This window comes from Lactivibrio alcoholicus (assembly GCF_055390895.1).
The window spans coordinates 409,927-422,867 of sequence record NZ_AP042471.1 but is presented as its reverse complement, the minus strand read 5'-3'; the positions used below and the strand labels follow the sequence as shown (position 1 = coordinate 422,867).

13 protein-coding genes are annotated in these 12,941 nt (G+C 60.0%); all 13 read left to right on the top strand.

Annotation, left to right across the window (positions count from 1 at the left end; genetic code table 11):
* Positions 1-372: a histidine triad nucleotide-binding protein gene (locus tag ACZ5IU_RS02135; protein WP_464420051.1), complete on the top strand. Its 372-nt coding sequence runs from the start codon at positions 1-3 to the stop codon at positions 370-372.
* 32 nt (positions 373-404) lie between these two features.
* Entirely contained in the window at positions 405-596 is a 192-nt protein-coding gene (rpsU, locus tag ACZ5IU_RS02130) for a 30S ribosomal protein S21 (RefSeq protein WP_464420049.1), read from the top strand.
* Between the two features lie 6 nt (positions 597-602).
* A complete protein-coding gene (locus ACZ5IU_RS02125) occupies positions 603-1,070 on the top strand; it encodes a GatB/YqeY domain-containing protein (RefSeq protein ID WP_464420047.1) in 468 nt (155 codons plus the stop codon).
* A gap of 167 nt (positions 1,071-1,237) precedes the next feature.
* Positions 1,238-1,723, top strand: coding sequence for a transcriptional regulator NrdR (gene nrdR / locus ACZ5IU_RS02120; RefSeq protein WP_464420045.1), 486 nt, complete (start codon positions 1,238-1,240; stop codon positions 1,721-1,723).
* The gene (nrdD, locus tag ACZ5IU_RS02115) at positions 1,707-3,827 is read left to right on the top strand and encodes an anaerobic ribonucleoside-triphosphate reductase (protein ID WP_464420043.1); all 2,121 of its coding nucleotides are present in this window, start codon (positions 1,707-1,709) and stop codon (positions 3,825-3,827) included. The genes nrdR and nrdD overlap by 17 nt, the downstream gene beginning before the upstream one ends.
* 4 nt (positions 3,828-3,831) lie before the next feature.
* Positions 3,832-4,533 carry an anaerobic ribonucleoside-triphosphate reductase activating protein gene (locus tag ACZ5IU_RS02110; protein WP_464420041.1) on the top strand — a complete coding sequence of 234 codons (702 nt, stop codon included), beginning with the start codon at positions 3,832-3,834 and terminating at the stop codon, positions 4,531-4,533.
* A gap of 135 nt (positions 4,534-4,668) precedes the next feature.
* A complete protein-coding gene (locus tag ACZ5IU_RS02105; RefSeq protein ID WP_464420039.1) occupies positions 4,669-5,802 on the top strand; it encodes an ABC transporter substrate-binding protein in 1,134 nt (377 codons plus the stop codon).
* 84 nt (positions 5,803-5,886) lie between these two features.
* Positions 5,887-6,780, top strand: coding sequence for a branched-chain amino acid ABC transporter permease (locus ACZ5IU_RS02100; RefSeq protein WP_464420037.1), 894 nt, complete (start codon positions 5,887-5,889; stop codon positions 6,778-6,780).
* Positions 6,780-7,826 carry a branched-chain amino acid ABC transporter permease gene (locus ACZ5IU_RS02095; protein WP_464420035.1) on the top strand — a complete coding sequence of 349 codons (1,047 nt, stop codon included), beginning with the start codon at positions 6,780-6,782 and terminating at the stop codon, positions 7,824-7,826. The genes ACZ5IU_RS02100 and ACZ5IU_RS02095 overlap by 1 nt, the downstream gene beginning before the upstream one ends.
* Complete coding sequence (locus ACZ5IU_RS02090; protein ID WP_464420033.1) at positions 7,823-8,620, top strand: ABC transporter ATP-binding protein; 798 nt, start codon at positions 7,823-7,825, stop codon at positions 8,618-8,620. The genes ACZ5IU_RS02095 and ACZ5IU_RS02090 overlap by 4 nt, the downstream gene beginning before the upstream one ends.
* Positions 8,613-9,332 (top strand): ABC transporter ATP-binding protein, encoded by a 720-nt coding sequence (locus ACZ5IU_RS02085; RefSeq protein WP_464420031.1) that lies wholly within the window; start codon positions 8,613-8,615, stop codon positions 9,330-9,332. Before ACZ5IU_RS02090 ends, ACZ5IU_RS02085 begins: the two co-directional genes overlap by 8 nt.
* 151 nt (positions 9,333-9,483) lie before the next feature.
* The gene (gene pgsA / locus ACZ5IU_RS02080) at positions 9,484-10,053 is read left to right on the top strand and encodes a CDP-diacylglycerol--glycerol-3-phosphate 3-phosphatidyltransferase (RefSeq protein WP_464420029.1); all 570 of its coding nucleotides are present in this window, start codon (positions 9,484-9,486) and stop codon (positions 10,051-10,053) included.
* 196 nt (positions 10,054-10,249) lie between these two features.
* A complete protein-coding gene (gene secA / locus ACZ5IU_RS02075) occupies positions 10,250-12,928 on the top strand; it encodes a preprotein translocase subunit SecA (protein ID WP_464420027.1) in 2,679 nt (892 codons plus the stop codon).
* Positions 12,929-12,941 lie beyond the last annotated feature (13 nt).

Here is a 12,941-nt window from a genome sequence, read left to right as displayed (position 1 = left end):
ATGCTCTTTACGGAATTCGAAAGGGATGAGATGCGTATGTCCTGTCTCTTCTGCGGTATGGTTGACGGAACCGTGCCGTGTGACTGTGTCTTCAGGGACGACGACGTTCTGGTGATCCGCGACGTTCGTCCCCAGGCGCCGACGCATCTTCTCGTAATCCCCACGGTTCATGTGGAGTCCGTTGATGCCGTGGAGGATCCCTCTCTCTGGTCCCGCATAATGGATCGTGCGCGCCGGGTTGCCGGGGAGTTCAAGCTTCACGAGGAAGGGTACCGTCTCGTGATCAATTGTGGTACTCTTGCTGGTCAGACAATCCCCCACCTTCATATTCACCTCTTGGCAGGACGCCCCTTCAGGTGGCCTCCGGGATAGATGCGGGTGGCAGAGAAAGGGGGGAACAGACCGTGACGACGGTGGTTCGGAGAGATAACGAATCCCTTGAGGATGCCCTCAGGAGGTTCAAACGAGAGGTGTCGAAAGTCGGAACGCTTCGTGAGGTTCGAAAGAGGGAGCATTACGAGAAGCCGAGTGAAGCCAAAAAGCTGAAGAGGGCTGCGGCGGCCCGTAATGCGCGGAAGCACAGGAGCAGGGGGTAATAGACCATGAGCGTCGGTCTTCAGAAACGAATTTCCGACGACCTTGTGGAAGCCATGAAGGCGCGGCGTCAGATGGAGCTCTCCGCTATCCGCATGCTGAAGGCGGAACTGCAGCGGGCCCAGGCGGAAGTCGGCCGTTCCGTCGAGTTGAACGACGACGACTGTGTCGCGGTCGTCCGTCGGCTCATCAAACAGCGGAGGGAGGCGGCGGAGCAATTCGCCGCAGGCGGAGCCCGGGACCGAGCGGACGCTGAAATGAACGAGGCGGCCTTTCTCGAGCGCTATCTGCCCAGACAGCTTTCCGAAGACGAACTCCTGCGCCTCGTCGAGTCCGTAGCCACGGGAGTGAAGGCTGCCGGACCGCGCGATATGGGGCGGGTCATGAGCGCCGTCATGAACGAAGTGAAGGGTCAGGCCGACGGCAAGAGGGTCAAATCCGTCGTTCAGAAATACCTCGAATCCCTCGCGAGCTAGCCACGCTTCGAGACATTGAGGAAGCCGGGTATCCCCCGGCTTTTTTTGTTTGTCCTCCCGGCCGGGACATGAGGCCAAAAGTCCCGCAAAAAATACATCCGTCGGCTGGAAATACCCAATATATCGCGTTATCATAGTTTATATTGCCCATATATGGAGGATGCCTCATGCGATGTCCGAAGTGCGGCTCTCTGGAGACCAGAGTCATCGAAACGCGAACGGCGGATGAAGGTCGGGTAGTGCGCCGGAGACGCGAGTGTCCCGATTGCACCGCGCGATTCACGACCTACGAAAAGGCAGAACTTCGCCGTGCGCTGCGAGTCATCAAAAAAGACGGAAGACGCGAAGGATTCGATCGCGACAAGATGATCCGGGGGATGAACAAGGCCTGCGAAAAGCTGCCAGTGACGCTCGAACAGATAGAGGATCTGGCCTCTCGGATCGAGAACGAGCTTCGGCTCGAGGGATACGGGGACGTCCCTGCGGATGTCCTCGGCGGAAGGGTCATGGAGGGGCTCAAACAGCTGCATCAGGTGGCCTATGTCCGTTTCGCCTCCGTGTATCGCCAGTTCTCGGATATCGAGAGTTTTCAGCACGAGATCGCCCGGCTTATCGGGGAGAGGGAGTGTGTCGTGAATGACAGGAAGGAATAGGCAGCTTTCTCAGGGACAGCAGATGACGATGTTCCCCTCGGCGGGAGGAGAATCCACGGATCTGGCGCTTCTCGTTGACGCGCTCGCGAAAGAGGAGAGCTCTCCATGGAACGGGGAACGCATACGGGACGCGCTCGTCGTTGAAGCCGGAGTGGATCCGGTCATCGCCGCGGAGATCGCCTCCGGGATCGAGGAGGAAATCTCCGAGTGCGGCCGGAACCGCGTGACGACCGCCGTGATCCGCGAGATGGCCAACGTCCGCCTTTTCAAGAGGGGGCTGGACGCGAAGATCCTGGACCACACGACGATCGGGATTCCGGTGCACGACCTCGAGACGATGATGCTCGTTCCGAACCGCGAGAACAGCAATACGACGCATAACCCGGAGTCCATCAATCTGTCCATCGCGGAACTGGCCCTGAAGCAGTATGCCCTGAGCAAGGTCTTCTCGAAGGATGTCGCCGAGGCGCATCTCGCCGGCGCCATACATCTCCACGACCTCGGGATGGTGAACCGCCCGTACTGTTCGGGGCAGAGCCTCGCCTACGTCGCGAAATACGGGCTGAACCTCCCGTCGATCACGAGCATCTCGGGCCCTGCGAGGCATCCCGACGTCCTTCTCGCGCACCTTCTCAAGATGACATCGGTCCTGCAGAACAATTTCGCGGGCGCCATCGGATGGGATGCCGTAAACGTCTTTTTCGCGCCCTACCTCGTGGGCGCCGACGACACGAAACTTCACCAGCTCGCCCAGATGTTGATCTTCGAGTTCAACCAGCTTGCGGGAGGACGCGGCGGACAGGTTGCGTTCACCGACATCAACCTGTACTACGAAGTTCCGGCGCACTTCAGGGACGTCCCCGCCATCGGCCCGGGAGGGAAGGAGACGGGGAAGACGTACGGCGATTACGCCGGGGAATCGAAACGATTCCTGAGGGCACTCTTCGACGTCTATCTCGAGGGAGACAGCCGGGGACAGCCGTTCTTCTTCCCGAAACCCCTCTTTCATATTACGGAAGCCTTTTTCAGGGAACCCGGATGGGAAGAGATGCTCGAACTCGCGTGTCGCGTCGCTTCGGAGAAGGGCAACACGTACTTCGTGTTCGACCGGGGCGGGGTGGCGAAGCTCAGCGAGTGCTGCCGCCTGAGCTTCGAGCTGGAGGAGGAGGACCTCGCCGAAGCGAGGCGACCGTGGAAACTCCGGTTCTGCGCCCTGCAGAACGTGACGCTGAACCTTCCGCGGTGTGCGTATCGAAGCGGCAGGGATTCCGATACTCTCTTCGAGCTGGTCGATCACTACATGGAGCTGGCCGCGAAGGCTCACATTCAGAAGAAGGCGTTTCTCGAGAGCATTCTGAAGCTCGGAAAGCGCGGTCCCCTTTCCGTCCTGTGCATGGACCACGACGGGGAAGCATACCTGCGCTTCGGGAAAGTCCGCTATCTCATCGGAATCCTCGGAATCAACGAACTCGCGCAGCATATGACGGGCAAACAGATTCATGAAAGCAGGGAGTCGATGGATCTCGCGCTCGCGGTCGTCCGGTACATGGACCTCAAGTGCCGTGAGCTGTCCGATCGCCTCGGGATCCGGATCGTCCTCGAACAGACGCCCGCCGAAAGCACGGCCTACCGCTTCGCGAAACTCGACCTCAAGTCCTACGCCGAGGAAGCCGGACGTGTGGTCAAGGGCGACCTCGACGGAGGCGATGTGTACTATACGAACAGCACGCATTTCGCGTACGGCGTTCCCATGGATCCCGCGAAGAAGGTCTCCGAGGAGGGGCGGTTCCATCCGATGATCACGGCCGGTTCGATCACGCATATCTGGATGGGGGAACACAAGCCCGATCCCGCGGCGTTGGGATCGTTCGTCGGGAAGATCTTCCGCGAGACCGAGAACGCGCAGGTCGCGTTCAGCCCCGAGTTCACGATCTGCAACGAATGCGGCCGGGTTTCGCGCGGACTTCGCCTCGACTGCGAATATTGCGGAAGCGACAATGTCGATGGCATCACGCGAATCACGGGATACTTCACGCGGACCTCCAGCTGGAACCGCGGAAAGAAAGCGGAACTTCGGGACCGCCGGAGAACCCGGCTCGCCTGAGGCCATGATGGTTCCGTTCGGAGCCTTTCTCAATCCGTCGTTTCTCGACTGGGACGGCAAGGTTACCGCCGTCCTTTTCTGCATCGGCTGTCCGTTCCGCTGTCCGTTCTGCCACAATGCGGGGCTTGTCCTCGGAGGGGTACGGCCGCGTTCGTTCGCGCGCATCGTCGCGTCATTGCGGCGAACGAAGGAATTTCTCGACGGCCTCGTCATATCCGGCGGCGAACCGGCGATGTACGCGTCGCTTCCGGGGACGATCCGGGAACTGCGGTCCGCGACGGGGCTGCCCCTAAAGATCGACACGAACGGCCTGTATCCCGACATGCTCGAGGCACTGCTCGCCGAGGGGCTCGTCGACGCTGTCGCAATGGACGTCAAGGGACCCGAAGGGAAGTACGGACTTCTTGCCGGGGTCCCCGTCGACACGGGACGGATCATCCGGTCGATGGACATTCTCGCGCGTTCCGGCGCGGACGTTCTCTTTCGCACGACGTACGTTCCCGACCTCATGACAGAAACGGATCTTCTCGAGGTGCGGCGACTCGTCGGAACGCGCGGACGCTGGGTCGTCCAGCTTTTCCGGCCGGGCAGCACGCTCGCTCCGGAGTTGCGGAGCGGCCGAAGGCCAGATCCGGCGAGGCTGCGCGCGCTTCTTCCGGATATCGAGATCCGGGGTGCGACCCGGGAGACGAAAAGCGGAGAATGAATTTCACGGGATTTCCGTGCCGGCGTCGTTTGACGAAATATGCCCGTATCTTCATGGGTGTTCCGCAGGGCAAGATTCGTGTATAATTCAATCGTGCTTTGATCCACAATTTTTAATCACGAGGAGGGTGTTGTGATGCGGTTACGTAAGGTATTGGTTGCTTTACTTCTTGTGTGCGCCTTTGCGGGGGTCGCGTTTGCCGAAGACGTGATCCGGATTGGAGTCTATCTTCCCCTGACGGGAAGAACCGCTTTCGGTGGCCAGCTGGAGCTCGAAGGAGTCCAGATGGCTCACAAGGAAATGCCTTCCGTTCTTGGGAAAAAGGTCGAACTCGTTGTCGTCGACAACAAGACAGACAAGGTCGAAGCGGCCAATGCCGTGAAGCGCCTGATCGAGAAGGAAAAGGTCGTCGCGGTCATCGGAACGTACGGTTCGTCTCTTGCCATGGCCGGCGGGGAAGTCGCCGAAAAGGCCGGAGTCCCGATGATGGGAACCTCCTGCACGAACCCCCTCGTGACCCAGGGCAAGAAGTTCGTTTTCCGCGCGTGCTTCATCGATCCCTTCCAGGGTGCCGGTGCGGCGACCTATGCCGTAAAAACCCTGAACATGAAGAAGGCCGCCCTTCTTGTGGACGTGGCGAATGACTATTGCGTCGGACTCGCGAACTTCTTCAAACAGTCGTACAAGAAGCTCGGCGGAGAGATCGTCTCCGAACTCAAGTACAACTCCGGCGATCAGGACTTCACCGCGCAGCTGACCGAGATCATCAGCAAGAAGCCCGATGTCCTCTTCCTTCCGGCGGACTTCGCCGAAGGCGCGATCGTGATGAAGCAGGCCAGAGAGCTTGGCGCGAAGTTCCAGATCATGGGCGGCGACGCCATGGACAACCCCGAGATCGTGAAGATCGGCGGTGCGGCGGTCGAGGGCTTCATCCACACGACCTTCCCGTATGACCCATCGATGAAGGACATGAGCGACATCGCGAAGAAGTTCACCGAGAACTGGAAGAAGGCCTTCCCGGACAAGGATCCGAATGTCAACGCAGCCCTCGGGTACGATTCTTACATGCTTGTCGCCCACGCAATCACGACCGCCGGAAAGGCGGAACCGGCGGCCATCCGCGACGCACTCGAGAAGATCAAGGACTTCCCGGGCGTCACAGGAAACAAGACCATCAACGCCACCCACGATGCCGAGAGCCCGGTCGGCGTCGTCCAGATCAAGAACGGAAAGAAGCTCTTCATCGGAACCGTTTCCCCGCAGATGTAGAAGCACACGAGATATGGTCATGCGTTGGGGGGAGGAGGGATTCCCTCTTCCCCCCAATTTTTTTTGAGTGGGGGGGCAGTTCGCATGAGCTTCGAAATGTTCGTGCAACACCTGTTCAACGCAATAACCCTCGGATCGCTGTATGGTCTCGTCGCCATCGGATATACGATGGTGTACGGCATCCTCAGGCTGATCAATTTCGCTCACGGCGATATCTTCATGCTCGGCGCCTATTTCATGTTTTTCGGTACGGTCGTGTTCACGCTTCCCTGGGGGGTAGCCGCGGTCATTGCGGTCGCGGGGTCGAGCGTCTGCGGAATCTTCGTCGATCGGATCGCCTTTCGTCCCCTGCGCGACGCCCCGAGAATCTCCGCCCTTATCAGCGCAATCGGTGTCTCGTTTCTGATCGAAAACCTCAGTCTCGTTCTGTTTACGGGGCTTCCGCGTCAGGTGATGCAGCCGGAATGGCTCATGAAGGTCTTTATGATCGGTGAGGTCCGGATTCTTCCGTTGGCGATCATCGTTCCGATCAGCACGTTCATCCTCGTGCTCGGGCTGCTCTGGATCGTTTACCGCACAAAACCGGGGCTTGCGATGCGCGCGATTTCCAAGGATATCGAGACGACCAGGCTGATGGGCGTTTCGGTCGACAGGATCATCGCGCTGGCTTTCGGTCTCGGCTCGGCGCTCGCTGCCGCCTCGGGCATCATGTGGGCGCTCAGGTATCCGCAGATCCATCCGTTCATGGGAGTGTTTCCCGGGTTCAAGGCTTTCATCGCCGCCGTTTTCGGCGGCATCGGCTCCATTCAGGGAGCGATGATCGGTGGAATGCTTCTCGGGCTCATCGAGATCATGATCATCGCCTTCTTCCCGGCGCTTTCAGGATATCGCGACGCGTTCGCCTTCATACTCCTGATCGTCATCCTCCTCATGAAACCGACCGGACTCATGGGGGAGAATCTGGAGGACAAGATCTGATGAATCCGAAGACGAGAAATTCCCTCCTGAATATATCGCTGATCGCCCTGCTCGGCGCCTTTCTCTGGTGGGGAGAAAGCCATCTGGACGGATATCAGATTCAGGTGCTCAACCTCATCGCGGTCAACGCGATCCTCGCCCTGAGCCTGAATCTCATCTACGGGTTCACCGGGATGTTCTCGCTCGGGCACGCCGGCTTCATGGCGATCGGGGCGTACGTTTCCGCGCTGCTGATCCTGACTCCGGTACAGAAAGAGATGATGTGGATTCTCGAACCCATAGCGTGGCCCTTTTCCGTCATGCAGGCTCCGTTCGTCGTGTCCGTCATTGCGGGAGGCCTCATTGCCGCCGCCTTCGGCCTGGTGATCGCCATCCCGGTTCTCCGGCTCGGCGGCGACTACCTCGGAATCGCCACGTTGGGCTTCTCAGAGATCATCCGCGTGGTCATCACGAACATCACCGCATACACAAACGGGTCGCTCGGGCTCAAGGGGATCCCGGATTACGCCAATCTCTGGTGGAACTACGGATGGCTGCTGTTCACGCTGTATTTCATCGTCCGGCTTGTGAACAGCAACTTCGGGAACGTCTTCAAGGCGATCCGGGACGACGAGGTCGCCGCGAAGAACATGGGAATCAATACGTTCCGGTTCCGCGTCATCTCCTTCTCGATCGGCGCGTTTTTCGCGGGCGTCGGGGGAGCGCTCATGGGAAGCCTCATCACGACGATCGATCCGAAGATGTTCAGCTTCCTCCTGACCTATAACGTTCTGATGATCGTCGTCGCCGGAGGGCTCGGTTCGATCACGGGGAGCATTCTCGGCAGCGTCGTGATCACGATTCTCCTCGAATGGCTCCGGTTCGTCGAAAATCCGCTGACGATCGGATCCTTCGAGATCCCCGGAATTCCCGGGATGCGAATGGTCGTCTTCTCGCTCCTTCTGATCTTCATCATCCTCTTCCGGCGCGAAGGGATCATGGGCATGAACGAATGGACCTGGGACGGCTTCTTCGCGCGATTCGGAAAGAGAGGGAAGACGGAATGACGGCGGCCGCTGAGCGATCCTACGCACTCGAAACGCGCGGCATCACGATCCGGTTCGGCGGACTCACGGCGGTCAACGATCTCAACATCGCCGTTCCCCACGGGAGCATCGTCGGGCTCATCGGACCGAACGGCGCCGGGAAAACCACGGCGTTCAACATCATCACCGGCTTCTACAAGCCGACGGAAGGGATTGTCCTCTTCCACGGCGAGGACATAACGGGGCGGGCACCGCACCTCGTCTGCAAGACGGGAATCTCGCGGACCTTTCAGAACATCCGGCTCTTCTCGAACGAGACGGTGCTCCAGAACGTCATGATCGGGTGTCATGTCCGCCAGAAGAGTCACTGGTGGATGGCGCCGCTGATGTCCCCGCTCTTCACCCGAGAGGAACGGCAGATTCGCGAGAAATCGCATCACCTTCTCGAGTCGATCGGTCTGGCGCAGTACGCGGACGAGATCTCGAGCTCTCTCCCCTACGGAGCGCAGCGGCGTCTCGAGATCGCGCGCGCCCTTGCGACGGAGCCGAGATTCCTTCTTCTCGACGAGCCGGCCGCGGGAATGAATCCGCAGGAATCGCTCGAACTCATGGGGTTCATCCGGACGCTCCGGAAGGAATACGACCTGACGATCCTTCTCATCGAACACGACATGAAGGTCGTCATGGGCGTGTGCGAGTACATCTGGGTGCTCGATTACGGGATTCTCATCGCCGAAGGCGGACCGAAGGAAATCCAGTCGAATCCGAAGGTCATCGAAGCGTATCTCGGGGAGGAGGCCGCGGCAAATGCTTAAGATCGACTCCCTGCACGTGTATTACGGCGGCATCCACGCGGTCAAGGGGATCAGCGTAGAAATTCCGAGAGGCAGCATCGTCACGCTGATCGGAGCCAACGGCGCGGGAAAGAGCAGCACGATCCGGGCCATTGCGGGACTTGTCCGGCACGTACAGGGGCAGATTCTCTTCACGGGCCGCGACGGCCGACAGGTGAATCTCGTCGGGAAACCCCCGGAGACGATGGTGAAGCTCGGAATCGCAATGAGTCCCGAAGGGCGCAGGATCCTGCCCCACCTGACGGTCGAGGAGAACCTGAGGCTCGGCGCGTACATCCGCAACGACGTCGACGGAATCACACGGGACATCGACATGGTCTATTCGCTCTTTCCGAGGCTCAGGGAGCGTTCGTGGCAAAGGGGCGGCACCCTTTCGGGCGGCGAACAGCAAATGCTCTCGGTCGGACGCGCGCTCATGAGCGGGCCGGACATGGTCATGCTCGACGAACCTTCGCTCGGGCTCGCGCCGTTGCTGGTCAAAGAGGTGTTCGACATCATTCGGCACATCAACAGCGAGGGAAAGACGGTCCTTCTCGTGGAACAGAACGCCTTCGCGGCCCTCAAGATCGCACACTACGCGTATATCCTGGAGGTCGGAGGCATCGTCCTCCAGGGAACCGGGGAACAGCTTCTGAACGACTCCAGGGTCAAGGAGGCCTATCTGGGCGGCTAGGAACGTCCGGACGGCGCACACCCGGCGACGAATCGAAGGGGATGCGGGCGCTTTCGGGGCGCCCCGCCCCTTTTTTGGTGGACGCCGGACACTCTTTGGACGATAATGATGCAACAATGACGAACCTGTCCGCACGAAGGAGGAAAATGCGGTGAAGCTGCGCTTCAACCTGCCGAATCTTCTGAGTCTGCTCCGGGTCTTTCTCGCGCCGCTCGTGCTGATCTTTCTGACGCTCAAGATCAGTTCGCCGATCCGCATCTTCGAGTCCATCGGAATTACCGTAAGCTACGGAGACCTGATCGCCGGTCTGGTGTTCATTCTCGCCGCACTTACGGACACGGCCGACGGGTACATCGCCCGGAAGAAAGGAATGGTGACGAATCTCGGCAAATTCATCGATCCTCTCGCGGACAAAATCCTCGTCATCGCGGCCTTGATCTCTCTCGTGGAACTCCAGCGGCTCCCGGCCTGGATCGTCGTCATCATCATCTCCCGCGATTTCATCGTAACCGGGGTACGAATGGCCGCGGCGGCGGAAGGAATCGTCATCGCGGCGTCGAAGGGCGGTAAGATCAAGACCGTGGCGCAGATCGTGGCGATTTGTCTTCTCATTTTCAACCTCCCCGGAGGCATGATCGCCATGTGGGCCGCGATGCTTCTGACGGTCTGGTCCGGTATGAACTACCTGGTCAAGGGAAAACGCCTTCTGATGGATGCATGAGCGATCCTTCCGCGTCGGAGCGATACGCATGTTTTCCGGATGTCCGGTGAATTGCCCCCGCGAACGCATCTCCTTCCCGAAAACGAGCCCGCGGTGATCTATCCGCCGTATGGCTCGTCACAATCGTCCCGTCTGTGGGATAATAAAAAACCATGCATGGGAATTATGAACGATTCTTTTCTACGAGGTGACTTCAATGCTTGAACGGATCAGGCGCGCGCTTGGGCTGGACCCAAACGAACGTGCGCTCTCTCGATACCGCACCGTTGCAGCCGGAATCAACGAACTCGAACCGGCGATGCAGGCTCTGAGCGATGAAGAACTCAAGGCGAAGGGGCCGGAGTTCCGCGGACGCATCGAAGCGGGTGAAACGCTCGACGATCTTCTTCCGGAGGTTTTCGCGGTCGTTCGCGAAATATCCCAGCGTACCATAGGTCTGCGTCATTTCGACGTCCAGCTCATGGGAGGAATGGCCCTCCACGAGGGAAAGATCGCCGAGATGAAGACGGGCGAGGGAAAGACCCTCGTGGCCACGCTGGCCGTCGTCCTGAACGCGCTCTCGGGGAAGGGAGCCCACGTCGTGACCGTGAACGACTATCTCGCGCGACGCGACTCGGACTGGATGGGTCCGGTCTACCGGGCGCTCGGTCTCTCGGTCGGGGTCATCTACGCGTTCATGGAGCCAGAAGAGCGACGGAACGCCTATCTCGCCGACATCACCTACGGAACGAACAGCGAGTTCGGCTTCGACTACCTCCGCGACAACATGGCGATAGCGGAGGAATATCTGGTCCAGCGCGAACACAACTTCTGCATCGTCGACGAGGTCGACTCGATCCTGATCGACGAGGCGCGAACGCCGCTGATCATCTCGGGGCCCTCGGACGACTCCGTCGAGCTGTACGTGACGGCGGACCGGGTCGCGAGGCAGCTGAAGGAAGGAACCGACTTCGAGAAGGACGAGAAGGAGCGGAACATCTCGCTGACCGAAGCGGGCATCGCGAAGTGCGAGAAACTCGTCAACCTGCCCGCGCTCTTCTCGGACGCGGCCCATTCCGATCTCGCGCACCGCATCTCGCAGGCCGTCAAGGCGCACACGCTCTTCCAGCGCGACGTGCACTACGTCGTGAAAGACGGAGAGATCGTCATTGTCGACGAATTCACGGGGCGTCTGATGTTCGGGCGGCGGTACTCCGACGGTCTGCACCAGGCGATCGAGGCGAAGGAGGGCGTCCGGGTCGGACGGGAAAGCCAGACGCTCGCGACGATAACGATCCAGAACTATTTCCGGATGTATCGGAAACTCGCCGGCATGACGGGAACGGCCTTCACCGAGTCCGAGGAATTCAAGGACATCTACGGTCTGGGCGTCGCCGTATTGCCGACGAACCAGCCGATGGTCCGGAAGGACAACCCGGACGTAATCTACCGGACGGTCATGGAGAAGTTCGCGGCGGTCGCGGAAGAGGTCGAGGATCTGCACGGACGTGGTGTTCCCGTCCTCGTCGGTACGACGTCCATCGAGAACTCCGAACGCGTGAGCAAGCTTCTGCGGGCACGGAAGATCCCCCACCAGGTCCTGAACGCCAAACATCACGAGATGGAGGCGCAGATCGTCGCGCAGGCCGGACATCTCGGCGCGGTCACCGTCGCGACGAATATGGCCGGACGCGGGACGGACATCATCCTTGGCGGCAACCCCGAGTTCCTCGCGCGCGAAGATTGCAGGAAGGAATCGGTCGATCCCGCGCAGAATCCCGAGACATGCCGGAAATATCTCGACGTGCGCCGCAGGGAATGCGCGGCCGAACGGGAGAAGGTCGTCGGACTCGGAGGTCTGCACATCATCGGCACGGAACGTCACGAGGCGCGCCGAATCGACAACCAGCTCCGGGGACGTTCCGGGCGACAGGGAGACCCCGGCGCGAGCCGCTTCTACCTCTCTCTCGAAGACGATCTGCTCCGGCTTTTCGGGTCGGAACGGATCCAGGGGCTCATGGAGAAGTTCGGCATGGAGGAGGGGGAATCGATAGAGCACCCACTCCTCACGAAAGCGATCGAGTCCGCCCAGAAAAAGGTCGAGGCGATGCACTTCGATATCCGCAAACAGCTCCTCGCGTACGACAACGTCATGAACCGGCAGCGCGAGGCCGTCTACGAGGAACGCCAGAAGATCCTCTCCGATCCCGACATCCTGTCGCACGTCCAGGAAGTTCTCGAAGGAGTCGTCGACGACATTCTCGACCGCTTCTTTCCCGAAGAGGGGGAGTGCGACCCGGTTCGGGCGCTCTCGCGCCTGAAGGCCGTCTTCGGGCCCGGGTTCGACCGGTTTCTCGCGGGCGTCGACACGCGGACGCTTCTCGAACCCGTACGCGACGATATCAGGGAAGAGGTCCGGAAGCGTTTCGCCGGGAAAATCGCGACGCTCGAGGGTGACGTCGCGGGGAGGCTCTGCCGGTTCATCGTCCTCAACACGCTGGATTCGAACTGGAAAGACCACCTTCTCGCGATGGACGAACTGCGGCGCGGCATCGGTCTCCGGGCGATCGGACAGAAGGATCCCCTGCTCGAGTATCAGTTCGAGTCGTACAATCTCTTTCAGGAAATGATGGAGCGCGTGAGGGACTCCATCGCGGAACTCGCGTTCCGTGTTACGATCGTGACCGAGGAACCCGGGAGGGAATACCGTTCGCCGCGGCCCGGACGCGAGGAGAGAAACCCGCTCCTTCCTTTCCCGAGGCAGGAGCAGACGTTCCAGTCCGGCGGCGATGAGCGGCCGCAACCGGTCAGGAAAGGACCGAAGGTGGGGAGGAACGACCCGTGCCCGTGCGGCAGCGGGAAGAAGTACAAACACTGCTGCGGACGAAACGCCTAGGGGGGGATGGGGT